Raw genomic sequence first — 26,606 nt, forward strand, 5'->3', positions numbered from 1 at the left:
TCATTTAAGGATAAGGATCATTTACCATGTCATTTCTAAGAAATTCTGCAATCATTACTGCGGTGGCCTCAGCACTAAGCCTACCTGCATTGGCCAATGACCAAGCTTATAATCGCATCAGTTTTAACAGCGAAGTCAAAAGCGAAATCGCCAATGATGAGATTCGCGCCACCATGTCAAAGACCGCCCAAGCCAGCACCGCCGCTGCCATCGCCAAAGAGCTAAACAGCAGCGTCAATGCCGCGATGCAGATCGCCAAACGCTATCCTGAGGTGACAGTGACCACAGGCGCTCAAAGCACTTATCCGCGCTATGCCAATAACAGCACCAAAATCATCGGCTTTACAGGCAGCGTCAGCATTAACATCAAAAGCAATAACTTTGAAAAAGCCAGTCAGCTGATCGCCGATCTACAATCCACGATGGTGATGGAAAATATCAGCTTTGGCATCTCAGACAAGCTGCGCGACAGTGAAGAAAAACGCTTGCAGCTAGAAGCGATCAAGCGTTTCAATGAAGAAGCCACCACCATCAGCCAAGCCTTTGGATCAAGCAGCTATAAGATCGTCAATGTCAATCTTGGCGGCAATAATCACTATTACCCTCGACCAGTGATGGCCAGCATGAAAACCATGGATGCCGCTGCTGGTATCGAAGCCCAAAACTTCGAGGCTGGCAACACCACTTTAAGCTACAACGCCAATGGCACCATTGAGATCATTCGCTAAGCACAGTGAGCAAACTTAAGCTTTTATAAAATGACTATAAAAGTTTGACACGCAGGTTGATGGCTTGCATCTTAGTCATCAGCCTGTCAGTTATCGCTCTGCCAAGCCATCCACAGTGGCATAAAGTGACTTCATAAATTGTGGCAATGCTGCAATGATGGTATAATAAATCAATTTTTTAAGTTGAGAAGTTAAGATGAATCCGATCAAACCTTTGGTACTTGCTTTATCCAGTTTTCTAGTCATCGCTACGGCCAATGCAACTGGCGATCAAGACATCGTCTCTGGCGAGGTGGTCAGCTCAACGGCCGATAATACCGCGATCAACAGCATCGAGCAAGGTGGCAAACGCACCACAGTGCATGGTTTGGATGAGTATGCCAAGCGCGTCAATGAATCTGAGTGGTCTCAAGACATGAAGCAAAACACCGCAATGACGGTAAAATTGCAAGTGCTGCTTGATTGGAACCACGCCTCACCTGGCCCGATTGATGGCGGCTGGGGTATGAACTCCAAAAAAGCCCTGACCAATTTCCAAAAAATCAAAGGTCTAACCCCAAGCGGTCGCATGGATCAGGCAACATGGGATGCACTGACCCAAAGCATTGACAGCACTCAGCCAGTGTTAGTGTCTTATACCATTACCGCTGAGGATGCCAAAGGCCCTTATCAAAAGCTGCCTACTGATGTCGAAGCACGCTCAAAACTGAAAGCTTTAAGCTATGAAAACATCCAAGAGATGCTCGGTGAGCGTTTCCATATGGATGTCGCGTATCTGCGCAAACTCAATCCAAATAAAAAGTTTGTCGCAGGTGAGACCATCACAGTCATCAATACTGGCAAGCCATTCGAGGGCAAAGTCACACGCGTCGTCGCTGATCGCAAAGATAAGATTTTATACGCTTATAACGGTGATCAGCTGGTGGCTACCTATCCAACCACCGTTGGCGGTGATGCCAGCACCACACCTGGTGGCAAATATAAGATTGTTAATAAAGTCAAAATGCCGACCTATAAAGCCACCGTCAATCGTGATGGTGATGACAAAAAAGTCTTCTTCCTACCACCAGGCCCGAACAGTCCTGTCGGCGTCGTCTGGATGGGTCTAAATAAGCCAAGCTATGGCATTCACGGCTCACCAGTACCTGAGGGTATCAGCCGTCAATCATCTTTAGGATGCATCCGTTTGACCAACTGGGATGTGCTAGAGTTGGTCGCTGTCATCGAAAATGGCGCAACGGTTGAGATTTTATAATCGCACTCAGCATCCGTCAGTCGTCTGTCTATGGCAGGCGACTTTTTTATTGCCACTTTTATGCAGTTACCGATTTGGATTGATGTGGTTATTATTTCTTGTTTTGGTGATTATTTTTTGTTGGATGTCTTTACAAAGTGAATTTTTTGGTTCATATTATACTGGCAATGACGCAACCACTCCCATCACAAGGAAGCTGTTATGAGTGCCATTTTAAATCTGCATGATGACTATCATCAAGCCAAAAACGCCCATCATTATCCCCTACTGATCAAAAATCTTCTTGATCGCCCAAAGATCGCTTCACGCCATAAGCTGATACGCTATGCCGATCGCTTTGAGATGACCTATGAGACTTTCTTTTCACGCATCAACCGTCTGGCCAATGTGCTGACTGGCATGGGTCTGCGCTCTGGCGATGTCGTGGCAGTGATGGACTGGGATACGCATCGCTATCTTGAGCTGTATTTTGCGGTGCCGATGTGCGGACTGATTCTGCAGACCGTCAATGTGCGACTGTCCGAGGATAAGGTGCTTTACACCATCAATCACGCCAAGCCCAAGGCACTGTTCTTAAATTCAGAATTTGCGCCGATGGTCAAAGATCATGCCACGGATGCACCGAGCGTCGAGCATGTCGTTTGGCTGGATGATCACGACACGCCGACCCCTGCTGGCATCGATGGTGAGTATGAGGCACTACTTAAGTCAGCTGATGACGCATTTGATTTTCCAGATCTTGATGAAAACACCATCGCCACCACTTTTTATACCAGTGGCACCACAGGCAACCCTAAAGGCGTGTTCTTTAGCCATCGTCAGCTGGTGCTGCATAGCCTAGCTGTAGCATCGACTTTCGGGCTTAATGCCGAAGGTCAAGGACTGCGCTATGATGATGTCTATCTGCCTGTGACGCCGCTGTTTCATGTGCATGGCTGGGGCATGCCTTATGTGGCGACCATGGTGGGTCTCGATCAGATCTATCCTGGGCGATATGTGCCACAGGCATTGGTAGATCTGATGGAAAAATATCAGGTCAGCTTTACACATGGCGTGCCGACGATCTTGCAGATGCTGATCGGCGAGATGCAAAGCCGTGGACGAACTTTTAATGGTATGAAGATGATCATCGGTGGCTCTCGACTCACCGAAGGACTGTGCCGTCAAGCCCTAGAAATGGGCATTGAAGCCTTTACCGCTTATGGCATGTCAGAGACCTGTCCTGTCATTGCATGTACCACCTTTAATAAAAGCGACAAACTTAGCCATGATGATGACATCAAACGACGCATCAAGACTGGCTCCCCTGCGGTACTCACCCGCATCGAGCTGTGGGATGATCAGGGCCAAAAAGTCGCCTACGATGGCAAAACCACTGGCGAGATTGTCGTACGCTCACCTTGGCTGACCCAAAGCTATTTTAAAAACCAAGATGCCGGCGATGAGCTGTGGGAAGGTGGATTTTTGCACACCCAAGACATTGCCCACATGAATGATAAAGGCGAACTACAAGTCACCGACCGCCTTAAAGATGTCATCAAATCTGGTGGTGAATGGGTGTCATCGCTTGAGATCGAGACCCTATTATCCCTGCATCCGAGTGTCGCTGACATCGCCGTCATCGGCATTCCTGATGCCAAATGGGGCGAGCGTCCACTGGCGCTGATCGTACTTAAGCCCACCCATCAAGACACATCAGCCGATGACATCATCGCCATCGGGCTGCAGGCCGTCGAGCGTGGACTGATCGCCAAATACGCCATTCCAAGTGATGTGAAATTCGTCAGCGAACTGCCCAAAACCAGTGTTGGCAAGCTTGACAAAAAAGTCATGCGCCAGATGTACGCTCAAGGGTTGTTTGCCTAATTAAACTACCTAACATAAGCCTAGTCATGTCTAGGCTTATTTTTTTAAGGCCAATAAAAAAGACCAAACTGTCGCAGTCTGGTCTTTTTGGTATGCCAAGTGGATTATTTGGCTTGATAGGCCAATTTCACACCAGCGATAAAGCCGTCATTGTCTTCAAATCGCCCTGATAGCGCAGAAGTTCCGACTTGTGGTGGAATTTGAGCATCTGCATCGCCAAATTTAAGATACTTACCGCCAACTGCCAACGACCATTGTGGAGTTAGGTCGTATTTAGCACCCAGACCAACAGAATAATAACCTTCAATCGGACCTAGGGTTGTTGTTGGGTTGCCAGCACCACTATCCCAACCTACAGAGCCTGATACTGCCAAGCGATCAGATAGGCGTTTGCCTAGACCAACTTCAGCAGACCACTGGTCTTTATCATAGCTAACGATTGGTAATTGTTTACCATAAACACGCTCTGCTGCATCACCATAAGCTGGTGGACGAATATCGAAATCAGACCATGGCACATAGCGCACTTTGGCGGTCAATAGCGTGGTTGGGTTAATGCCAGTTTGGAAGTCTAGGTTATAAGACTCTGGCAAAGTGACTGCAAAATCACGAGTACTGTTAGGATTATTTCCAAGTAGACCTGAAGCTGGCAATACCTCAGCGATGGTACTCTTATGCTCAATTTCAGAACGATAAGTCAACGCAGCTTTAAGTGCGATTTCAGGCTTGGAATAAGCCACACCAGCCACCCAGCCGACAGCCGTATCAGGGCTGATGCGCGCATCATAGCCATTAGCAGCTAAATAAGCCGTACCGCGCAGATGCACCTCACCAGTCAGATGCTGCGCTGCAGCACCACCATAGATTTGGAAATTGCGCTTTTCACCAAATTTAGCACCCACCAAAGTTGTCAAATTATGGGTGCGGATCTCAACATTAGTGCCTTGTTGATCACTATTCAACACACCTTGCAAACCTTGTTCTTGATTCACCAAGCCAGTTCTTTGACTCTCCAAAGGCGTGCGTGCAGCCTGTGCTTGCTCGGGAGTAATTCTACCGCTTCTTTCAAGAGCATTGATATCTTCAATACCTGCATCAATACGACTGATACCATCACGAATTTGTTGCAAAGCAAAATTTCCAACAGTAGCGTTAGGGATTTGTCTCTGAGTAATTGTTGCAAGTGCACTGTCAGCATCAGCAACGAAATTATTATTACCGCTATATTGTACCGCTGCACCAAATGGCTCATCATACAACACACCGACGCTAAAGCGGTCATTCAGATCGCCTTTTACACCAAAACGGAAAAAGTCATAAGCCTCGGCACCATCTGGCACGACATTGCCTGAAGCATCTTTTCCTGATACATCAGCATCAATATAAGTATAAACAGCTTCGGCATAGGTGCCATCTTGTAAAAACGCGGTCACATCCTGACCTGAACGGTCCAGACCTGCTGAGTGTGCAGAAGTGGCTGCCAATGCTGAGACCACAGCTAGGCTTAACGCTTTATATCCAAATGTTGAGCTCATAATTTTCTCCAAATTAACAATCCTTAGTCCATGCAAAATATTGTCCATGCCCTCCTTTTGTAAGCAAACAATACAACTTTTGCACATTTGTATCTTAAATCAATTTTATATACAAGACAAGTGTAATTTTGGAAATTTTTGGTGATTTTTTGCCATTCATGCTAATGCCGCTTTCACCAGTTGCCATCAATAATGCGGCGGTCTGTCGGCAAATAGATCAAACGGTGCAATACCAACATCTTCTTTGGTGCTCATCTGTGCATAGATGAGCTTCAGCTGGTCTTGTAAGTCCATCAGCTGACGGTCTTGGCGGGCGATGACTTCGTTCAGCTTATCACAGGTATCTTCCAAGAAACTTAGGCGGGTTTGTAATTCGATGATGTCATCAGAGCTTGGCGTGGTGGTCATGGCAGACGCTCCAGTCAGAAAATTGCCAATATTGTACACAATTTTTGGCGAAATTTTGGTATTATATGCACCTTTATTTCAGTGATTTTCGATTTGGCAGCTTATGGCATTAATACAACTCAAAAATATCCACTTGGCCTTTGGTGTCGCACCGATTTTGGACGGGGTGAATTTTAGCCTTGAGCCGTATGAACGCGTGTGCTTGATCGGACGAAATGGCGAAGGCAAATCCACCCTGCTCAAGCTCATCACAGGCGATCTGCACGCCGATGATGGTGAAGTGCTGATCAAAGATGGTACCAAAATCGCCATGCTCGCCCAAGATGTGCCAAATGGTGATGCGACCGTGCTCGATGTGGTGATGAGTGGTAACCAGCAGATCGCTGATACGCTCAAAGCCTATCAAATCGCAAGCGATGCGTGCGGTCTGGGTGATGCCGTCGCTTGCGATGAGATGAGTCATCTACAGCATACTTTAGATGTGCTACACGGCTGGGACTTTGAGCGTAAGGCTCGTGCCATCATCGACAGCATGGGTCTGGATGCCAATAGCAATCTGAATGAATTATCAGGGGGTCGCAAACGCCGTGTGCTACTTGCTCGTGCACTCGTTACCGAACCTGATGTGCTGCTGCTTGATGAACCGACCAACCACTTGGATATCGAGAGTATCGATTGGCTTGAGAATTTCTTATTAAACGAGCGTTTAACCGTATTATTTATCACGCACGATCGCAAATTCGTCGATCGTCTCGCCACTCGTATCATTGAGCTGGATCGTGGTCAGCTGAACAGCTATGATGTCAATCAAGGTGCAGGCGGCTATGCACGCTACCAAGAACTCAAAGAGCTTGAGCTTGCCAGTGAACAAAAAAGCTTTGCAGAATTTGACAAAAAACTCGCCCAAGAAGAGGCGTGGATTCGTCAAGGCATCAAGGCGCGTCGTACTCGCAACGAAGGTCGTGTCCGCGCCCTAAAAGCACTGCGAGAAGAGCGAAAGGCACGCCGTGATGTCGTCGGCAATGTCCAAATCAGCCAAAATACCAGCGAAAAATCCGGTAAAATCATCTGCGAAGTCAGTCATCTGACACTTGAGTATGATGATAAGATTTTATTAAAAGACTTTAGCACATTACTTCTGCGTGGTGATAAAGTCGGCATCATCGGCAAAAATGGCGTTGGTAAGACCACCTTAATCAAGTCCATCTTGGGACTAGATAATTCTGCCATCAAACAAGGCTCAGTCAAGCTTGGCACCAATCTAAACATCGCCTTTTTTGACCAATTAAAAGATGATCTAAACCCTGATAAATCAGTCGCTGACAATGTCTCAGAAGGCTCAGATCATGTCGAAGTTGGCGGTCGTAAGACACATATCTTGGGCTATTTGCAAGACTTTTTGTTTAGTCCAAATCGTGCTCGTACGCCTGTCAAAGCCCTATCAGGTGGCGAAAAAGCCCGAGTGCTGCTTGCCAAATTACTACTCAAGCCTGCCAATGTCTTGGTGCTCGATGAGCCGACCAATGATTTGGATATGGCGACGCTTGAGCTTTTGGAAGAGTTTGTCGTAAATTTTGATGGCACGGTGCTACTCATCAGCCATGATCGTGCCTTTATGGATAATGTCGTCACCCAAACTTGGGTATTTGATGCCGACAAGCATGGCGATGGCGTGGTGCTTGAATATGTCGGTGGCTATGAAGATTACTTGGTACAGCATGAGCGGTATTTGGCAGTCAATCCAAAGCCTGTCAAAACAGACACCAAATCAGATACCAAAGCCGATACCAACTCAGGCAACGCCGAAACAGTTAAGCCTACGTCTGCACCTGCCCAAAAAACCGACGGCAAACGCAAACTGTCTTATAAAGAGCAGCGAGAGCTGGAGAGCCTACCAGATGAAATCACTGCCCTAGAATCTGAGCAAAGCGATCTAAATGCCAAGCTTGAAGACGGCTCATGGTTTATCAGTGATCTGACTGCAGCGACGGCAGCGAGCGAGCGACTGGGTGAGATTGATGAATTATTGCTCATCAAGCTTGAACGCTGGGATGAATTAGAGAGTATCAGTAAATGAGCTGCGACAATCATCAATGCGGCTGCGGTGATCAGCAAGTAGCAAGCATCAAATCTGCCATCACGCTCACCGACAACCATAAGCAGACGCATATCGCCGATGCCAAGCCATTTCAGTGGGCATTTTTGCACCCACGATATTGGGGATTTTGGCTGGTAATGGCGTTCATGCTGCCGCTGATTTATCTACCGCTACGCATTCAGTTTATGATTGGACGAGCCTTTGGCAAGCTTGTGTTTAAACTGGTTAAACGACGGGTTAATGATACACTCACCAATTTAGAGCTTGCCTTTCCCAATAAAACCGATGACGAACGCCAAGCCATCGCCCGTCAGGTATTTATCAATCAAGGCATTGGTTTTTTTGAAAGTCTGTGTGCGTGGTTTCGCCCCAATGTCTTTGTGCGTAGCTTTAGCATCTCAGGTCTTCAGCACCTTATCAATGCCCAAAAGGACGGCAAGGCAGTGATTTTGCTCGGTGGCCATTATACGACACTGGATCTAGGCGGCAGACTGTGTACGCAGTTTTTTGGTGCTGATTGCGTGTATCGCCCACAAAATAATCCTTTGTTAGAATGGTTTATTTATAATGCTCGTCGTCGTATTTTTGATGAGCAAATCTCCAGCCGTGATATGAAAAAACTCATCACGCGTATCAAAGCTGGTCGTGTGATTTGGTATTCGCCTGACCAAGATTTTGGGCTAGAGCATGGTGTGATGGCGACTTTTTTTGGCGTGCCTGCTGCTACCATCACCGCTCAGCGTCGCCTTGCCAAGATGGGCGATAAATCCAATCCGCCTGCCGTCATCATGATGGATATGGTGCGTCAGACCCCTGATTTTATCCCATCGGGTCGTCGCCCACATTATCACATCACGCTAAGCCCTGCTTTGGATAATTATCCATCATCCGATGAAGTAGCTGATGCCGAACGCATCAATCGCTTGGTAGAAGCCAACATCCTAAAAGATGTCAGCCAATGGATGTGGTTTCACCGCAGGTTCAAGAACCAAGCAGATGGCACCAATTATTATAATCGCTAATATACTTGTTAATAAAAGAGAAAACTATGATTCGCACACTACTCGGTGGCAAAATCCACCGCGCCACAGTCACAGAGGCCAATCTCAACTATGTCGGTAGCATCACCATTGATGTCGATTTGCTCGATGCAGCTGGGATTTTGGTAAATGAAAAAGTCGCCATCGTCAATAACAATAACGGCGAACGCTTTGAGACTTATACCATCGCAGGCGAGCGTGGTAGTGGCATCGTCTGCCTAAATGGTGCCGCTGCCCGCAAAGTGCAAGCAGGCGACATCGTCATTATTATGAATTATGTGATGATGGATGACGACAAAGCCAAAACTCACAAACCCAATGTCGTGCTGGTCGATGGTGATAATCATATCACTGATGTGCTGCATTATGAGCCTGCCAATACCGTGTGGTAAAATCATTGCTAATTTTTGATCATGCCATCAGCCATTCGTGCTATGGCTGGCTTGATTATTAATTGATGGTATTGGCCAATGCCAACTTATGTGCTTTTAAGCAGCTGCACATCATGATAAAATAAAATATTAATGATGCATTTTTATGGATTGTATCCGATTTTTAATTAAGGACTGTCACCCTCATGATACTGATGATCGACAACTATTGCAGTTTTACTTATAATATTGTTCAATATTTTGGTGAACTAAAGCAAGACATCACCGTGTGGCGTAATGACGAAACCACTTTGGATGAGATTATCAAGCTTGCCCCAAAAGCCATCGTGCTTGGCCCTGGCCCTTGCAGTCCAACCGAAGCTGGTGTGACACTTGAGATTCTTCAAAAGCTCTCTGGACAAATCCCCATCTTAGGTGTCTGCCTTGGTCATCAGGCCATCGGTCAGGCCTTTGGTGGTCATGTGGTGCGTGCTGGCGAAGTGATGCATGGCAGGCTCTCACAAATGCATCATACCAATCAAGGGGTGTTTGAAAACTTGCCAAATCCATTCACCGCCACACGCTATCATTCGCTGGTGATTGATAAAAATACTTTACCTGAGTGCTTAGAGATAACTGCATGGACAACTCATGATGATGGCAGTATGCAAGAGATTATGGGTGTACGCCATAAGACGCTGGATGTCGAGGGTGTGCAGTTTCACCCAGAATCCATCCTGAGTGAACATGGCTATCAGCTGTTTAATAATTTTTTGAAACGCTGCGGACTGGCTGTACTGGATGATGACAAGCTGCCACAAGTTGCCTAACTCATCAACACTCAAGGATATATCATGACTACCGCACAAAAAAGCCCAAGCGATATCGCCAATTTGCCTGACGATGCTATCCATGCCATCTTGACCGATGCACTTGCCAAGCTACTCAAGCACATCGATCTGACCGATGAGCAGATGCGTGAAGTAATGCTCATCATCATGCAAGGTCGTTGCCCTGATGCTCTGATGGGTGCACTACTCATCGCTCTGCGTGAAAAAGGCGAATCCATCAGCGAGATCAGCACCTGCGCTAAGACCATGCTTGAGCTGGCCGACACCATCAGTATCCGTGATGCCAATGCCGTGGACATCGTCGGCACTGGGGGTGATGGCTCAAATCTATTCAATGTCTCAACGGCGTCCGCCTTTGTGGCAGCGGCAGCAGGTGTGACCATTGCCAAGCATGGCAACCGTGGCGTTTCCACCGCTTCAGGCTCATCGGATGTGCTCACCCAAGCTGGTGTCAAGCTTGATATCGCCATCGATAAGACTCGCCAAGCCATCGACGAAATCGGCATCGGGTTTTTATTTGCACCCAACCATCACCCCGCCATGCGTCATGCCATCGGTGTGCGTCGCTTGCTCAAGGTACGCACCATTTTTAATATTCTAGGCCCGCTGACCAACCCTGCTCATGTCAAGCGAGCGGTCATTGGTGTGTTTAGTCCAGAGCTGTGTGAGCCCTTGGCTTATGTCTTTGAAAAGCTTGGACTGCATCATGTACTGGTGGTGCATTCTGCCGATGGCTTGGATGAATTTAGCCTAGCATCACCAACCCGAGTCGCTGAACTCAAAGACGGTCAGGTGCGTGTCTATGACTGCAATCCCGAAGATCTCGGTATCGCATCCAAAACCTTGCATGGCTTACAAGTAGCATCATCTGCCGAAAGCCTTGCGCTCATCAAACAGGCACTACAAGCAGGTGAAGCTGACGCCACCATCCAAAAAGCCCGTGAAATGATCGCCATCAATGCTGGTGCCGCCATCTATGTCGCAGGACTTGCCAAGTCGCATCAAGACGGCGTACAGCTTGCCCTACAGACCCTAGAAAGCGGCAAAGCATGGCAAAAATTAAGCGAATTTGCTGCTTTTACCCAAAGCTAACTTGATGACATTATTCAATAAAATTAAGAACTATCATGACCAATACACCAAGTATCTTACAAAAAATCGTCGCCACCAAGTTTGATGAAATCACCGCTGCCAAAGCCAAGATCAGCCAAGATGATCTGCTTGAGCGTGCAAAATCCCATACGCCGCGGGGCTTTGCCAACGCATTGCGTCGCATTGACACCACTAAAGGTCAAATCGGCATCATCAGCGAAGTCAAAAAAGCATCGCCATCAAAGGGGGTTATCTGCCAAAACTTTGATCCTGTCATTGCCGCTACAGGCTATGAAAAAGCCGGTGCTACCTGCCTATCGGTACTGACCGATCGTGATTATTTCCAAGGTCATGATGACTATCTGATCGCTGCTCGCTCTGCAGTGAGTTTGCCTGTACTGCGTAAAGATTTTATGGTCGATGAGTATCAAATCATCGAATCTGCCGCCATCGGTGCTGACTGCATTTTGCTCATCATGGCGTGCCTAGATGACGACACCGTGCATCATCTGCACAAGACAGCGACTGATTTAGGGCTGGATGTTTTGATTGAGATTCACACCCAAGATGAGCTAGAGCGAGCACTACGCCTACCAAAATCATCGCACAATATCTATGGCATCAATAACCGAGATCTCAACACCTTTCAAGTGGATCTTGAGCATAGCATTCGCCTAAGTCAGCAGTTATTTGCCGCACTTGGTGATGATGCGTTGGTCGTCAGCGAAAGCGGTCTGAACGACGCTGATGACATTCATTTGATGCAAGCCAATGGCATTCATCATTTCTTGATTGGTGAGCAGTTTATGAAAACTGATGATGCAGGCGTAGCCCTTGCCAAACTGCTAAGTACCATCTAAGTCTGTTATTGTTAAATTTTATTTATAGATTATACTATTGGATTATCTCATGAGCGAACAAAAAAAACGTATTTTAACAGGTATTACCACCACAGGCATTCCGCACCTGGGTAACTATGTCGGCTCAATCCGCCCTGCCATCGCATCTGCCAACGCTGCAATTAATGCAGGTGATGGTGACGCTTTTTTCTTTTTGGCAGATTATCACGGCATCATCAAATGCTTTGATCCTGAAGAGATTCACCGCTCAACCAGAGCCATTGCAGCGACTTGGGTTGCTTGTGGTCTTGATCCTGAACAAGTCACCTTTTATCGTCAGTCAGATATTCCTGAGATTCCTGAGCTTGCTTGGGTGCTCAACTGCTCATGCGCCAAAGGATTGATGAACCGTGCGCACGCTTATAAGGCAGCCGTCGATGCTAATCTGGCAAAAGAAGATACCGATCCTGATTTTGGTATCAGCATGGGATTGTTTAGCTATCCTGTATTAATGTCAGCAGATATTTTGATGTTCAACGCCACTCACGTCCCAGTAGGCAAAGACCAGATTCAGCATATTGAGATGGCTCGTGATATTGCAGGTACTTTTAATTTTAAATACAAGCCATTATTCACTGAACCGAGTGCTGTCGTCGATGAAAATACGCCACTATTGACAGGGCTAGATGGTCGCAAGATGTCAAAAAGCTATGGCAATACCATTCCGCTATTTGGCGATGGCAATCCACAGATTGACCCCGAAAAAGCACTCAAAAAAGCCATCATGCAGATTGTTACCAACTCACAGCTGCCCAAAGAGCCGAAAGACCCTGACAACTGCACGATTTTTGAGATTTATAAAGCATTTGCAACAGCAGATGAAATCAATGCACTGGCTGAGCAATATCGCCGTGGTATCGGCTGGGGTGATGCCAAAGAGATTTTATTTAATAAAATCAACAGCGAAATTGCTCCCTACCGCGCTCGCTATCTTGAGCTGATGAATAATCCAAAAGAGCTTGAAGAAATTCTACAAATGGGTGCCATCAAAGCACGCCGCCAAGCCCAAAAACAGCTTGATAAGACACGCCGTGCCATCGGCATCAAGCCATTAGCCAAGCTTAAATAATATGAGCGAAAGCCAACCATTAACATCAGAAGAGCAGACTCAAACCGACACAGGCGTGCGTATTTATGACACGCCTGTGCTGAGCCTGCCTGAAGATTTGTACATTCCACCGCAAGCATTTGCCATTTGGCTTGAACAATTTGCTGGCCCTTTGGATTTTTTGTTGTATTTGGTCAAGAAAAATAACTTTGACTTAACCGAAACTGCCATTTTGCCCATTACTGAGCAATATCTTAGCTATATCAATGACTTGGATGAAGAGTATTTTGAGCTTGCTGGTGATTATCTCTTGATGGCAAGCACGCTGATCGCCATCAAATCTGAGCTTTTATTGCCACAGCCTGAAATCAGTGATGATGAAATCAGCCCAAAAGCTCGCTTGATTCAACGACTTGAAGAATACGCCCAAATCAAAGAAGCGGCGCATCGCATTGATCAGCTATTACGCCTTGAGCGAGATGTGTTTTTGGCATACGCAAGCTTCCCAAGCAGTGAAGCAATGCAGCGAGAATTGCCAAACTATTCGCCGCAAATCTTGGTCAATAGCCTAGTAAATATGCAAATCCGCCCTGACTTTAGCGGTCATACGGTCAAGGTTGACCCTGTGCCATTGCCTGAGCGGATTGCGATGATTACACGAGTGCTTAGCCAAAAAGGTGTTGCAACTTTTGGTGAATTGCTTGATCAATCCCAAGGCAAACTTGGTATTGTGGTGAGTTTTGTGGCAGTGCTAGAGCTCATCAAGCGTGGCTATATTGGCTTTGATACGCCTGACATCGACAGCGATGATGAGTTTGATAGCAGTGATGCCAAGTCAAATCAATCAAAAAAACGCCAAATTCCGATCAATGTAGGGCGAGATTTACGCCATCAGACACTACACTGGCTACATTAATATTTTAGGATAATTATGACCGAAACTGCCAATGATTCTGCCTTTATCCAAGCACATCAAAAAGCTGAAGTGTTTAGCCGTTATATCGAAGTCTTGCTCCATGCCAGTGAGTCGCCATTGACGGATAATGACCTAAAAAAACACTTGATGATGAGTAATAGCGAGCTCACCGCTGCCCTTGCCGTACTTCAGCAGCGACTATCATCAGGTGTTTTGACATTAAATAAAACCGCAAGTGGCTATCGTCTGCAAATCAAAGACAACTACAGCGGACTGATTCAGCAGGTTTTCCCCGAACGCCTAGAGAATCTCAGCCAAGCGCTGCTTGAGACCTTAAGCGTCATCGCTTATAAACAGCCTGTCACTCGCTCAGACATTGAGCAGGTGCGTGGGGTAACGGTGTCTAGTCATATCTTACGCCAACTGTTTGATAAGGGCTGGATTATCGAAAATGGTCATAAGGACACCTTGGGTCGTCCTGCACTTCTGCATACCACCAAGGCGTTTTTAGATGCATTTGGGCTAAATAGCCTTGATGAGCTGCCGCCATTGCCCGATTTAGAAAGATTAAACGTACGATCAAATTAATCTTTTTCAACTGGCATAAATCGCTAAGGTGCTGAGCATACAGCACAATAAGCAATCACCGCTCGGCATACCAAATCAAATTGATAAACTGTGCAAGATTGCAGCTTGCCCAAAGCTTGCCTACCCGTTGATTTTTACTTATAATTTAGCTTATCACACAAAAAAACTGCTAAGCTTTGTGTTTAATTACTATGGACATTTGTGATCAATAAGGGCAACCATGCAACAAATTAAAACTTTGCTACACTCTGCCGACTGCCTACTCATCACCGCAGGGGCAGGCATGGGTGTCGATTCTGGATTGCCTGATTTTCGGGGCAATAGCGGTATGTGGCAGGCCTATCCTGAGCTTGGCAGGCAGCAGATAGATTTTACCAGTATTGCCAATCCGCAAGCCTTCGCCAAAAACCCACGCTTGGCTTGGGGATTTTATGGCCATCGCTTGGCATTATACCGCAAAACCGTGCCGCACGCTGGCTTTGAATATCTGTTAAAAATCGCCAAACACCTTGATTTACCATACTTTGTCTTTACCAGTAATGTCGATGGGCAGTTTGCCAAGGCAGGATTTGACCCTGAGCGAATTTATGAATGCCACGGCTCCATTCACCATCTGCAATGCACACAGCCTTGCTGTGATGAGATTTGGACTGCCGATATTACGCCTGTGATTGACAATGATAAATGCCTGTGGCTTGGCGAGTTGCCAAGTTGTCCGCATTGTGGCAGCCTTGCTCGTCCCAATATCTTGATGTTTGGCGATTGGCATTGGATTGGTGCGCGTAGCGATGAGCAAGAATCTCGCCTGCAAGCATTTCTTAGCAAGTATCAAAACCCTGTCGTTATCGAAATGGGTGCAGGGACTGCGATACCGACCGTACGGCGTTTTGGTGAGCGTTTCGCCCCCAATCTGATTCGCATCAATCCACGAGATCATGCCCTACCTACTCGTGGTGGCATCAGCCTGCCTATGGGTGCTAAGGCAGATGTTGAGATGATTTGGCAGGCGCTTATTGGGTGATGTCGAGAAAGACTCAGTACACAAGACTTGTGATCCAAAATCCTTCTAAATTACAAATCCACACTCAAAAGTCTTTGCACCACCTACCCAAATCCGATATAATTAATCCTTTTCACATTGCGAAATGTTATTATCCACTTATCAGGAAATTTATCATGACTGAACAATTCACCCCCGACATCACAGACAGCATCGACGGCAAACCTGTCGGCGAAAAGCTACAAAAACTCCTAGCTCGCATCGGTCTTGGCTCTCGCCGCGGTCTTGAAGAAATCATCAAAGCTGGCCGCATCTCCATCAATGGTAAAGTTGCGACACTGGGCGATCGAGCCAGCTTGACCGATGAAATCCGTGTCGATGGTCGCCCTGTCCGTCTAAAAGCCGAGCGAGAAAAACGCCGTCGTGTACTTGCCTATTATAAGCCTGAAGGGGAAATCTGCTCTGTCAGCGATCCTGAAGGCCGTCCAACGGTGTTTGACCGTCTGCCGAAGCTCACCGGCGATCGCTGGGTGATGGTTGGCCGCCTAGATATTAACTCATCAGGGCTACTGTTATTCACCAATGATGGCGAACTGGCTCACCGCTTAATGCACCCATCCAGCCAAGTCGTGCGTGAATATGCCGTGCGTGTCCTAGGCGAAGTCACCCCACAAATCGCAAGCGCACTGACCGCAGGTGTCGAGCTTGAAGATGGCTTTGCCAAATTTGACGACATCAAAGAAGGTGGCGGTACAGGTGTCAATAAATGGTATCATGTCACCATCAAAGAAGGTCGCAAGCGTGAAGTGCGTCGTATGTTCGAAAGCCAAACCCTGAAGGTGTCTCGCTTGATTCGCACCCGTTATGGTACGATGATTCTGCCAAAAGAGCTACGCACTGGTCGCTTTATCGAACTTGACGCCAAAGAAATCGGCAAATTGGTCGAATCTGTCGGTCTGCGCCAGCGTCAAGGCACGGGTCTAAATACCGCCGCCAAAGAAAAACAAGCGCGTATCCATAAAAAGCCACTCAAATCTCGTGAAGTGCGTCGCAAAAAGCATGAAGAATACGAACGCCGTCAAGAACGCCAAGATCGTCGTCCATCTCAAAAGACGCCCTCTTTTAAGACGGCAAAATTTGTCAAAATTGATTAGTTTTATTAATTAATATTCTAAAAATATATCAGTCATCATTTTGTCTTGAGGGATGCTTTTGTATGTTATTTTAGCGTTTATTAAGGTCGCAAGCAGATTGCTTACGGCCTTTTTTTATTCAGATTATTCAATCCAAAATCTCAACAATTTTATTAAAATTAAACCATCAACACCTCCTTGGTTTGCGTTACAAAAAACTCAAAAAAATTTTTTATGTTCGTAAGCCTTGCCATTATTGGCTTTGGTAAAAAAGTGATAGATTTTTTGCCGATAAAGCATATTTTTAATGTTTTGACAATCTTTTATTTTTAGAAAAAATAGGCTATATTGTTGCCTAAATTTATTCTATGCACTAGATATGGTGTAACTTTTTAAATAATGCCATATTGATTTTTTGATGATTTTTTGTTGAATAATTGCTTTAGAATCAGATATTTTTGGCAAATTAGTACGCAAGTCATCGCAAGTTTTTAGCATATTGGGAGCAGTAATGACACATATTGACAAAATCAAAGTGACCAAACGCGATGGTCGCCTAGAGCTGATTGATCTGGATAAAATCCATCGAGTCATTGACTGGGCTGCCGAAGGCTTGCATAATGTCTCTGTTTCTCAAGTTGAGCTAAAATCTCATATCCAATTTTATGATGGCATTCGCACTCGTGACATTCACGAAACCATCATCAAGGCAGCAGCAGACCTAATCAGTGCCGAGACGCCTGATTATCAATATTTGGCAGCTCGTTTGGCAATTTTCCATTTGCGTAAGATTGCCTATGGTGAGTTTGAGCCACCACATCTATATACCCATGTCCAAAAATTGACCGAACAAGGTAAGTATGACAAACACATCTTGGCCGATTATAGCGTTGATGAGTTTAATGAGCTAAACGACTACATCGACCATAGCCGTGATATGAACCTTGCCTATGCTGCTGTTGAGCAGATGATGGGTAAGTATTTGGTACAAGACCGTGTGACCAAGCAAGTATTTGAAAGTCCGCAGTTTTTGTACATCTTGGTCGGGATGTGCCTATTTGCCGCTTATGATAAGGCGGAGCGACTGGACTATATCAAGCGTTTTTATGATGCGACTTCTAATTTTTATATCTCGCTACCAACACCCATCATGGCAGGTGTGCGTACGCCGACTCGCCAGTTCAGCTCATGTGTGCTGATTGAATGCGGGGACAATCTTGACAGCATCAATGCCACCACATCAGCCATCGTCCGCTATGTCTCACAGCGTGCTGGTATCGGTATCAATGCCGGTGCCATCCGTGCGCTTGGCAGTCCTATCCGTGGTGGTGAAGCGCAGCATACTGGCTGTATCCCATTTTTCAAAATGTTCCAAGCAGCGGTCAAATCCTGCTCGCAAGGCGGCGTACGAGGCGGAGCGGCCACGCTGTTTTATCCGCTATGGCATTTAGAAGTCGAAAGCTTACTTGTACTGAAGAACAACCGTGGTGTTGAAGACAACCGTGTTCGTCACATGGATTATGGCGTACAGCTGAATAAAACCATGTACACTCGCTTAATCAAAGGTACAGAAATCACCCTGTTCTCACCATCAGATGTGCCAGGGCTGTATGAAGCATTCTTTGCTGATCAAGACGAATTTGAGCGACTCTATACACTGTATGAAGCTGATGACAGCATCCGCAAGCGTAAAGTCGCTGCCAGAGATTTATTTAGTCTGATGCTACAAGAGCGTGCCAGCACTGGTCGTATCTATATCCAAAATGTCGATCACTGCAATACGCACAGCCCATTTGACTCAAGCATCGCACCGATTCGTCAATCAAATCTGTGCATGGAAATCGCTCTACCAACCGCACCGCTTGACAACATCAATGATGAAAAAGGCGAAATCGCTCTATGCACACTATCGGCGATTAACCTTGGCAAAATTGAGAATCTATCCGACATCGAAGAGCCTGCCGAGCTGATTGTGCGTGCATTAGACGCTCTGCTTGATTATCAAGATTATCCAGTCATCGCCGCCAAAAAAGGTAGCATGAACCGTCGCACTCTTGGCGTAGGCGTCATCAACTATGCCTACTATCTTGCCAAAAATGGTACTCGCTATTCGGATGCAGCGGCATTAGGTCTGACTCATCGCACCTTTGAAGCGCTACAATATTACCTATTAAAAGCATCAAACAAACTTGCCAAAGAGCAAGGTGCTTGCCCATGGTTTCATGAGACAACTTATAGTAAAGGTATCTTGCCAATTGATACTTACAAAAAAGACCTTGATAGCATCTGTGCCGAGCCGCTACATCTAGACTGGGAAGGTTTGCGTAGCGACATTAAGACACACGGTCTTAGAAACTCTACTCTATCAGCCTTGATGCCATCCGAGACCAGCTCTCAGATTGCCAATGCGACCAATGGTATTGAGCCACCTCGTGGTTTGGTGTCGGTCAAGGCAAGTAAAGATGGTATCTTAAAACAAGTCGTGCCTGAGATTGAACGCTTGGCATCTCAGTATGAGCTACTGTGGAATATCCCTGATAATAACGGCTATCTACGCCTTGTGGGTATCATGCAAAAGTTCATTGACCAGTCTATCTCAGCGAACACCAACTATGACCCTGCCAAATTTGAAGGCAATAAAGTACCAATGAAAGTCTTGATTCAAGACCTATTGACTGCTTATAAATTTGGTGTCAAAACCTTGTATTACCACAACACCCGTGATGGTGCAGATGATGCCCAAGGCGACTTGGACGATGGCTGCGCTGGCGGTGCGTGTAAGCTGTAATTCAGCACACTCCCCCAATAAGCACTGCGATAAGCGGTGCTTATTTTTTTGGCAAACTTATGCTATAATAAGCCAAATAACCCTATTTAATTACCATAAATCTAGGAAACAATTATGAACATTCAAGCCCTAATGCAACAAGCCCAAGCCATGCAAAAGCAAGTCGAACAAAATGTCGAAGCTGCCAAAGCAAGCCTTGCCACCAAAGAAGTCCATGGCGAAGCAGGTAACGGCTTGGTCAAAGTTACCATGACAGGCCGTCATGTCATCAAGCGTCTATCCATCGACCCTAGCCTAATGGATGATGAGCCAGATATGATCGAAGATTTGGTCGCAGCAGCGGTGAATGACGCTGTCCGTCAAGCCGATGAGCTATACGAAGAAGTGATGGCTGGTGCGACCACTGGTATGGGCTTGCCACCAAGCATGAAAGGCTTGTTTGGCTAATCATGCTCACCCCAAAGCTTGATAGACTCATCAAAGAGCTACAAATCTTACCAAGCGTCGGACAAAAATCTGCTCAACGCATGGCACTACATCTATTGACCAAAAAGCGCGCGCAAGGCATCAGCCTAGCCCAGACGCTTGAGACCGCCATGCGCGAGATCATCGAGTGTCATCATTGTCATTCATTCAGCGATGATGAGATTTGTCCGATTTGCGCCGACCCACGCCGTGATGATGGCCTGCTATGCGTGGTTGAGAGCGCATCGGATGTGATGGCCATCGAGCAAAGTGGCGCTTATCGAGGCAAATACTTTGTCTTGGGTGGTCATCTGTCACCGATCGATGGTATCAATGCCGATGATCTGCACATTGATAAGCTGATCGCGCGCATCCAGCATTCTGCCATTGATGAGCTGATCTTGGCCACTGGCGCGACCGTCGAGGGTCAAACCACCGCATTTTTTATTTATGATGCCGTGCGCTCTTATGTCGGCAAGGTGACGCGCCTAGCACAAGGGATTCCGATGGGTGGAGAGCTTGAGTATGTGGATAGCATCACCCTTCATCAAGCCCTACAAAATCGCAGCTCCATTTAATAGACACTTATGACACATCCAGCCTTTAATTTTCCCAAAATCAGCCTCGATACCAGTGCCGCCGAAGCGCTGCCTGTCGTCTGGGTTCAAGATAACACAGCTTTGTACGCATTGATTGATGAGATTGACAGCGTCGATGTCGTGGCATTGGACACTGAGTTCATCAAGCGCACCACCTATTATCCGATTCTTGCGCTCGTACAGGTCAATACTGGCAAAGCGATTTATCTTGTGGATGCGCCAAAGCTTGATTTGACAGAGTTTTGGCAAGCGCTGATCGAAGTGCCAACGATGGTATGGTATGCTTGTGGTGAGGATTTGGGCATTTTTTATTTGCTTGCCAAATGCCCACCGCTAACCAATATTTTTGATGTGCAAATTGGCGTGGCATATTTATCCGGTAAGCTGCAAGCGGGCTACAGTCAGGCGCTTTATGAGATTTTGGGCATACAGATTGATAAAGGCGAAAGTCAGTCAAATTGGCTTGCCCGACCTTTGACCACTGAGCAAGAAACCTATGCCGCCAATGATGTGCGCTATTTATTGGCGCTGTATCAAGCGGTACAGCAAACATTGCAATCACGGCAGATTCTATCGTGCGTGGTCGAAGACAGCCATCATTATGCCAACGAGCTGCACGCACTTCAAAATCAAGATAGCGACAGTCTATATCTGGATCTGATCGCCCCGATTTACGACCGTCGTCAACTGGGCGTACTCAAGCATCTGACCATCTGGCGCGAGACACTGGCAAAAGCGACCAACGAACCCAAAAGCTTCATCTTAGGCAAACAAGCATTGCGCGAAATTGTGCAAGAAATGCCTGACAGCATCCGCTTATTGGCACGCACCACCATCAACCGCGCGGTGCTAAGACGCTACGGCGAAGAAATCGTTCGCATCATCCGCCAAGTCAAGGCCATGCCCGAACAAGAGCTGCCACCGCCACCGCCACCCAACTATCACAGTAAAAGCAAACCCTTTAAAAACGACTTGGCCAAAGCCATCGATCAGTACAGCGCCGAGCATCAGATTCCTGCCAATCTTTTACTGAAAAACCGCTGGATGAACGATTTGTTGGTTTTGGTGGCTGATGAAGGTCAAATCGAGCAGCTGCCCGCTGAATTATTGGGTTATCGTAAAGCTTTGGTAACTGAGGCGATCATTCCGCTGCTGATGCCCTATAAAGCACACATCAAGCAAGTGTTAGACACACCAGAATATCCCTAACCTGCCTTTTGGATTACACATGAGCTTAAGCACCCCATTTAGCAATACACCAACAGATTCAAGCAGCCCACGATATGTCTTTAGACGGGTGGTCGTTTATTGTGGCTCTAACTTTGGTGACACACCTGCTTACTATGCAGCCGCCCAAGCGCTGGGCAAGGCTTTGGCACAGCGTGATATCACACTGGTATATGGTGGTGGCAATGTGGGCTTGATGGGCACGGTGGCTGATAGCGTCATCGCACATGGCGGCAAGACGATCGGTGTCATTCCAGGCTTCTTAAAGGACAAAGAAGTAGCACATCAAGGACTAAGCCAGCTGATCATCACCGATGACATGGCCAGCCGCAAGCTTAAAATGATCGAGTTTGGTGATGCTTTCATCGCTCTGCCTGGTGGCATTGGCACTTATGAAGAGTTGTTTGAGGTGTTGTCTTTGGCTCAGCTGCGCCAACACCAAAAACCCATCGGCGTGCTGAACATCGAGGGCTTTTTTGATCCTTTGCTACAGCTTTTGGCACATACAGCAGCGGCAGGATTTATGCCCAATGCCAATCTGCAGCTGATTTGTGTGGCTGATGACATCGATGTACTGCTGCAAAAGATGGCAAATTATCAATTCATCGATGCTCAAAAATGGGTCAAACCCGACTGGCTTGATGATAATGACAGTTATACCGTGCCAAAATTTATCTAAATACGCCCAAAAATCACCCTTTGGCTAAATTTGTACCAAAATATTACAAAAAACACTTGCAATAAAATAAAACGAATGTACACTATATAAAGAAAATTTTTTGCAATTGGCACAATGACCATAATGCCAACCATAGTACTTTGTCATGGCTCATTGAATGATCTTGACAATTTTTTGTATTAACATATTTATCAAAGGTGATGCTGATGGACATCAAAAAAATTCGCGAACTTGTCGATCTGATGGAAGAAAAAGATTTGTTGACTCTGGAATATGGCCACGATGACAAATACATCAGTCTGACTCGCAATACTGGCGTTCAGACCGTCGCCGCGCCACAAGTTGCCGCACCTGCTGCCGCTGCCGCTCCCGTCGCCAAAACACCAAGTGGCAAGCTTGAGACTTCGCCAATGGTAGGCGTGTTCTATTCTGCGCCAAGTCCAAATGATCCGCCATTTGTCAAAGTCGGCCAAAAGGTCGAAGCTGGCGATACTCTGGGCATCATCGAAGCGATGAAAATCATGAACCCACTAGAGGCCACTCAAAGCGGCATCATCGAAGAGATTTTGGTGAGCAATGCTGAGGTGGTAGAATTTGGTCAGCCTGTCATCCGTTACAAAGCCTAACAGAGATACGCCATGATTAAAAAACTACTGATTGCCAACCGCGGCGAAATTGCTCTGCGCATCGTGCGCGCATGTAAGCAGCTGGGTATCGCGACGGTGGGCGTGTACTCGACCGCCGATAAGGATTTGATGCATTTGCGCTTCGTTGATGAGGCGGTATGTATTGGCAATGCTCCATCCGCTCAAAGCTATCTGGACATTAATGCACTGCTGGCTGCAGCAGAGGTGACAGGCGCCGATGCCATCCATCCAGGGTATGGCTTTTTGTCAGAAAATGCCGAGTTTGCCGAACGCGTCGAAGAAGCTGGCTTGACTTTTGTCGGCCCACATCCTGAGCACATTCGCTTGATGGGGAATAAAGTCTCTGCCATCAACGCAATGAAAGAAGCTGGTGTTCCCACCGTGCCTGGCTCGGTAGGTGCCATCACTCTGCATAATGCCGAAGAACAAGCGCGCAAGATTGGCTTTCCGCTCATCGTCAAGGCAGCTGCTGGTGGCGGTGGTCGCGGCATGCGTGTGGTTGAGCGCTTTGAAGAGCTGCTTAACCAAGTTCAAGCCGCTAAGACCGAAGCTCAAAGCGCCTTTGGTGATGACACCGTATATATGGAGCGCTTCTTAAAAAATCCTCGCCATGTTGAGGTGCAGGTCTTAGGTGATGGCAATGGCAATGCTCTGCATTTGTTTGATCGCGACTGTTCGCTACAGCGCCGCCATCAAAAAGTCCTCGAAGAAGCGCCAGCACCTGACATTCCTGATGATGTACGCACACCGATCTTGGAGGCCTGTGTTCGTGCCTGTGAGCAGATCGGCTATCGTGGCGCTGGTACTTTTGAATTTTTATATGAAGATGGTGAGTTTTTCTTTATTGAGATGAATACGCGCGTACAGGTCGAGCATCCTGTGACTGAGATGATCACAGGCCTTGACATTGTGGTTGAGCAGCTGAAGATCGCTGCAGGTTATGGCTTGTCATACCATCAAGATGAGATTACCATTCGCGGTCACGCCATCGAGTGCCGTATCAATGCCGAAGATCCGAAGACTTTTATGCCATCACCTGGCAAAATTGGTCAGCTATTCGCCCCAAGCGGTTCGGGCATCCGCTTTGACTCACATTTGTATCAAGGCTACAGCATTCCAAGCTATTATGATTCTTTGATCGGCAAATTGATTTGTCATGGCCAAACTCGCCGCCAAGCGATTGCCAAGACCTTGCATGCACTCGATGAGCTGGTGATTGAAGGCATTAAAACCAACATTCCGCTGCACCGTGATGTGATTTTACAAGATGAAGCATTTTGTGAAGAAGCCCAAAATATTCATTATCTTGAAACTCACCTATTGAATGCCGATAAAAAGCAATCGTCAAAATAATAAGATTGGCTTTTAGATGCCAAAGTCAGAGTACCAAAGCAGCAGTCGATTGAGTCAACTGCTGCTTTTTTAGTGACATCTAATTTTACTAAGTTATCAGAAATTAGATGATTTGCCATTGAATTTTTGTCGATCGCCCTAATAATGCTGTTAAGCAATCGCATGTATTTTAATTCTAACCAAAAAAGGATGATTCATTGAGCATTACTCGTACCATTCACACTGACCTAAACACGCAGCAGCTGCGTACTTTATTGGGCGAATATAACAAGCATATCAAATACATTCAAGAAAGACTCGATATCCAGATTACCCATCGCCAAGATGCCTTTATCTTAACAGGCGATTTATCAGCGGTTGAACATGCCGAACTGATTCTTGGTAAACTTGCAGAGCTTGCCAAGGATCAAGAAGACATCACAGGCGAAGAGCTGCATCTGATTATCCAATCTAGCCTATCTCGCCAAATGGATGACGATGCGCAGACAGATACCCAAAATGCCAGCTATGATGCCATTTCGCTGCGTACCAGAAAAGGGAAAATCACCCCGCGCGGCCACAATCAGCAGCAGTATGTCAAAAAAATTCTCATCTCCGATGTATCGTTTGGCGTCGGCCCTGCTGGTACAGGTAAGACCTATCTGGCAGTAGCGTGCGCGGTGGACATGCTTGAGCGCGGTGAGATTGAACGCATCTTACTGGTGCGTCCTGCCGTCGAAGCTGGCGAAAAATTGGGCTTTTTGCCTGGTGATTTGACCCAAAAAATCGATCCTTATCTGCGTCCTTTATACGATGCGCTGTATGAGATGCTCGGCTTTGAAAAGGTCGGTAAGCTATTAGAGCGCCAAGTGATCGAAGTCGCACCTTTGGCTTATATGCGCGGTCGTACGCTCAATAACTCTTTTGTGATCTTAGATGAAGCCCAAAACACCACGCCAGAGCAGATGAAAATGTTTTTGACGCGATTGGGTTTTGGCTCGCGCGCAGTCATCACAGGCGATATGACACAGGTGGATTTGCCTCGCGGTCATAAATCAGGTCTGGCACAGGCATTACAGATTTTGTCCAAGATTGATGAAATTCACATCACGCGTTTTGATAGTAAAGATGTGGTGCGTCATCATTTGGTACAAAAGATCGTACAGGCTTATGACGCCTTTGATGAAGAGCAAGAAGCGGCAGCCGCTGAGCGAAAGGCACACAGGCAAGCACAAAGACTTGCCGAACAAGCTTTAATGAATACTCAAGCTGACAACCACAAAGGCAGTGCGTGATGCATCAGGTATTTATTAATATCAGTGAGTCGCTGTCCGAGCAAGCATCTGTGATGTATCAAGCGATCAATTTTGAGCAGATTCTTGTCACAGCGCTCATCACGATGGATCAAAAGCTCAATCAAGGCTTGGAATTTCGCTATTTTTTAGATAGTGAGGATGATTGGCATAAGCCAAAAACCTTAAGCCTCTACATTACCGATGCCATCGAAGCTAGAGAGCTGAACTTAGAGGCGCGCGCCAAGGATTATGCTACCAATGTGCTGTCCTATCCTACGCAGCTGCCTGCTTTTTTACTCCAAGAGTTACCAGAGATTGATTTGGGTGAGTTGGTTTTTTGTCACGAAGTGGTGGTAAAAGAAGCAGAAGAACAAAATAAAACATTCGATGCGCATTTGACGCACTTGGTCGTTCACGGTATCTTGCATCTGTTGGGGTTTGATCATGAGATCAGCGATCAAGATGCCGATGCGATGGAGAGTTATGAGATTGAGATACTGGCCAAGCTTGGCATCAATAATCCTTATCTGGCCTAACTGACAATCACCAATAAAAAACCGATGGCAAGTCATCAACTGCTTAGCCATCGGTTTTTTTATAAAAAAAATGACTTCATCAGCACATCTTCGGCACACTTTGTATCTACTACCGTTGCTACCTTCCGGTCCTGGCGGGGTTCATAGTACACAGTTGCGAAGCTACCGATGAAGCCAAGTCGTTATTATACCGAAAAATTAGCGATTTGC

Annotated in this window: 25 protein-coding genes and 1 other RNA gene; 23 read left to right on the plus strand and 3 right to left on the minus strand. The window is 46.5% G+C overall.

Annotated elements, in window-relative coordinates; all coding sequences use genetic code 11:
• The first annotated feature begins 26 nt into the window (after nucleotides 1-26).
• The 3 genes from AZ602_RS01355 (at nucleotide 27) to AZ602_RS01365 (ending at nucleotide 3,849) form a co-directional block, all read left to right on the plus strand.
• Nucleotides 27-728, plus strand: a complete 702-nt coding sequence (locus tag AZ602_RS01355) for an SIMPL domain-containing protein (protein ID WP_103033351.1) — start codon at nucleotides 27-29, stop codon at nucleotides 726-728.
• 196 nt (nucleotides 729-924) lie between these two features.
• Nucleotides 925-1,983 carry a L,D-transpeptidase family protein gene (locus tag AZ602_RS01360; protein WP_103033352.1) on the plus strand — a complete coding sequence of 353 codons (1,059 nt, stop codon included), beginning with the start codon at nucleotides 925-927 and terminating at the stop codon, nucleotides 1,981-1,983.
• Between the two features lie 201 nt (nucleotides 1,984-2,184).
• The gene (locus AZ602_RS01365) at nucleotides 2,185-3,849 is read left to right on the plus strand and encodes a fatty acid--CoA ligase (RefSeq protein ID WP_103033353.1); all 1,665 of its coding nucleotides are present in this window, start codon (nucleotides 2,185-2,187) and stop codon (nucleotides 3,847-3,849) included.
• Between the two features lie 104 nt (nucleotides 3,850-3,953).
• Here the strand turns inward: AZ602_RS01365 and AZ602_RS01370 are convergent, their stop codons facing one another.
• Together AZ602_RS01370 and AZ602_RS01375 are read right to left on the minus strand one after the other, a co-directional pair.
• Entirely contained in the window at nucleotides 3,954-5,384 is a 1,431-nt protein-coding gene (locus tag AZ602_RS01370; RefSeq protein ID WP_103033354.1) for an outer membrane protein transport protein, read from the minus strand.
• A 186-nt stretch (nucleotides 5,385-5,570) separates the two neighbouring features.
• On the minus strand, nucleotides 5,571-5,792 hold the full coding sequence (locus tag AZ602_RS01375; RefSeq protein ID WP_103033355.1) for a SlyX family protein: 222 nt from the start codon (nucleotides 5,790-5,792) through the stop codon (nucleotides 5,571-5,573).
• A 103-nt stretch (nucleotides 5,793-5,895) separates the two neighbouring features.
• Here AZ602_RS01375 and AZ602_RS01380 point away from each other — a divergent pair, with 103 nt between their 5' ends.
• The 20 genes from AZ602_RS01380 (at nucleotide 5,896) to ybeY (ending at nucleotide 26,396) form a co-directional block, all read left to right on the plus strand.
• On the plus strand, nucleotides 5,896-7,869 hold the full coding sequence (locus AZ602_RS01380; protein ID WP_103033356.1) for an ATP-binding cassette domain-containing protein: 1,974 nt from the start codon (nucleotides 5,896-5,898) through the stop codon (nucleotides 7,867-7,869).
• Entirely contained in the window at nucleotides 7,866-8,912 is a 1,047-nt protein-coding gene (locus AZ602_RS01385; RefSeq protein WP_103033357.1) for a lipid A biosynthesis acyltransferase, read from the plus strand. The genes AZ602_RS01380 and AZ602_RS01385 overlap by 4 nt, the downstream gene beginning before the upstream one ends.
• Before the next feature lie 26 nt (nucleotides 8,913-8,938).
• On the plus strand, nucleotides 8,939-9,322 hold the full coding sequence (gene panD, locus AZ602_RS01390; protein WP_103033358.1) for an aspartate 1-decarboxylase: 384 nt from the start codon (nucleotides 8,939-8,941) through the stop codon (nucleotides 9,320-9,322).
• Nucleotides 9,323-9,507: 185 nt separating this feature from the next.
• Nucleotides 9,508-10,131, plus strand: a complete 624-nt coding sequence (locus AZ602_RS01395) for an aminodeoxychorismate/anthranilate synthase component II (protein WP_103033359.1) — start codon at nucleotides 9,508-9,510, stop codon at nucleotides 10,129-10,131.
• Nucleotides 10,132-10,155: 24 nt separating this feature from the next.
• Nucleotides 10,156-11,244: an anthranilate phosphoribosyltransferase gene (gene trpD, locus AZ602_RS01400; protein WP_103033360.1), complete on the plus strand. Its 1,089-nt coding sequence runs from the start codon at nucleotides 10,156-10,158 to the stop codon at nucleotides 11,242-11,244.
• Nucleotides 11,245-11,276: 32 nt separating this feature from the next.
• Entirely contained in the window at nucleotides 11,277-12,104 is an 828-nt protein-coding gene (trpC, locus tag AZ602_RS01405) for an indole-3-glycerol phosphate synthase TrpC (protein WP_103033361.1), read from the plus strand.
• Nucleotides 12,105-12,153: 49 nt separating this feature from the next.
• On the plus strand, nucleotides 12,154-13,212 hold the full coding sequence (gene trpS, locus AZ602_RS01410; protein WP_103033362.1) for a tryptophan--tRNA ligase: 1,059 nt from the start codon (nucleotides 12,154-12,156) through the stop codon (nucleotides 13,210-13,212).
• A 1-nt stretch (nucleotide 13,213) separates the two neighbouring features.
• Nucleotides 13,214-14,107, plus strand: coding sequence for a ScpA family protein (locus AZ602_RS01415; protein ID WP_103033363.1), 894 nt, complete (start codon nucleotides 13,214-13,216; stop codon nucleotides 14,105-14,107).
• 15 nt (nucleotides 14,108-14,122) lie between these two features.
• The gene (scpB, locus tag AZ602_RS01420; protein WP_103033364.1) at nucleotides 14,123-14,695 is read left to right on the plus strand and encodes an SMC-Scp complex subunit ScpB; all 573 of its coding nucleotides are present in this window, start codon (nucleotides 14,123-14,125) and stop codon (nucleotides 14,693-14,695) included.
• A gap of 220 nt (nucleotides 14,696-14,915) precedes the next feature.
• Nucleotides 14,916-15,716, plus strand: a complete 801-nt coding sequence (locus AZ602_RS01425) for a Sir2 family NAD-dependent protein deacetylase (protein ID WP_103033365.1) — start codon at nucleotides 14,916-14,918, stop codon at nucleotides 15,714-15,716.
• Nucleotides 15,717-15,871: 155 nt separating this feature from the next.
• The gene (rluB, locus tag AZ602_RS01430) at nucleotides 15,872-16,849 is read left to right on the plus strand and encodes a 23S rRNA pseudouridine(2605) synthase RluB (protein ID WP_227525136.1); all 978 of its coding nucleotides are present in this window, start codon (nucleotides 15,872-15,874) and stop codon (nucleotides 16,847-16,849) included.
• Nucleotides 16,850-17,339: 490 nt separating this feature from the next.
• A complete protein-coding gene (nrdA, locus tag AZ602_RS01435; protein WP_103033366.1) occupies nucleotides 17,340-19,616 on the plus strand; it encodes a class 1a ribonucleoside-diphosphate reductase subunit alpha in 2,277 nt (758 codons plus the stop codon).
• Between the two features lie 114 nt (nucleotides 19,617-19,730).
• Nucleotides 19,731-20,063: a YbaB/EbfC family nucleoid-associated protein gene (locus AZ602_RS01440; RefSeq protein WP_078316896.1), complete on the plus strand. Its 333-nt coding sequence runs from the start codon at nucleotides 19,731-19,733 to the stop codon at nucleotides 20,061-20,063.
• Between the two features lie 2 nt (nucleotides 20,064-20,065).
• Nucleotides 20,066-20,659, plus strand: coding sequence for a recombination mediator RecR (recR, locus tag AZ602_RS01445; protein WP_103033367.1), 594 nt, complete (start codon nucleotides 20,066-20,068; stop codon nucleotides 20,657-20,659).
• A gap of 9 nt (nucleotides 20,660-20,668) precedes the next feature.
• Entirely contained in the window at nucleotides 20,669-21,889 is a 1,221-nt protein-coding gene (locus AZ602_RS01450; protein WP_103033368.1) for an HRDC domain-containing protein, read from the plus strand.
• A 19-nt stretch (nucleotides 21,890-21,908) separates the two neighbouring features.
• Nucleotides 21,909-22,586 carry a TIGR00730 family Rossman fold protein gene (locus AZ602_RS01455; protein ID WP_103033369.1) on the plus strand — a complete coding sequence of 226 codons (678 nt, stop codon included), beginning with the start codon at nucleotides 21,909-21,911 and terminating at the stop codon, nucleotides 22,584-22,586.
• A 206-nt stretch (nucleotides 22,587-22,792) separates the two neighbouring features.
• Nucleotides 22,793-23,212, plus strand: coding sequence for an acetyl-CoA carboxylase biotin carboxyl carrier protein (accB, locus tag AZ602_RS01460; protein ID WP_078316892.1), 420 nt, complete (start codon nucleotides 22,793-22,795; stop codon nucleotides 23,210-23,212).
• 12 nt (nucleotides 23,213-23,224) lie between these two features.
• Nucleotides 23,225-24,586 carry an acetyl-CoA carboxylase biotin carboxylase subunit gene (gene accC / locus AZ602_RS01465; RefSeq protein ID WP_103033370.1) on the plus strand — a complete coding sequence of 454 codons (1,362 nt, stop codon included), beginning with the start codon at nucleotides 23,225-23,227 and terminating at the stop codon, nucleotides 24,584-24,586.
• Nucleotides 24,587-24,783: 197 nt separating this feature from the next.
• Entirely contained in the window at nucleotides 24,784-25,860 is a 1,077-nt protein-coding gene (locus tag AZ602_RS01470) for a PhoH family protein (RefSeq protein ID WP_103033371.1), read from the plus strand.
• The gene (gene ybeY, locus AZ602_RS01475; RefSeq protein WP_103033372.1) at nucleotides 25,860-26,396 is read left to right on the plus strand and encodes an rRNA maturation RNase YbeY; all 537 of its coding nucleotides are present in this window, start codon (nucleotides 25,860-25,862) and stop codon (nucleotides 26,394-26,396) included. The genes AZ602_RS01470 and ybeY overlap by 1 nt, the downstream gene beginning before the upstream one ends.
• Before the next feature lie 74 nt (nucleotides 26,397-26,470).
• Here the strand turns inward: ybeY and ffs are convergent.
• An RNA gene (gene ffs / locus AZ602_RS01480) (signal recognition particle sRNA small type) lies at nucleotides 26,471-26,567 on the minus strand.
• Nucleotides 26,568-26,606 lie beyond the last annotated feature (39 nt).

It is taken from the genome of Moraxella sp. RCAD0137 (assembly GCF_002894025.1).
In the GTDB taxonomy this organism is placed as follows: Bacteria; Pseudomonadota; Gammaproteobacteria; order Pseudomonadales; family Moraxellaceae; genus Moraxella; species Moraxella porci.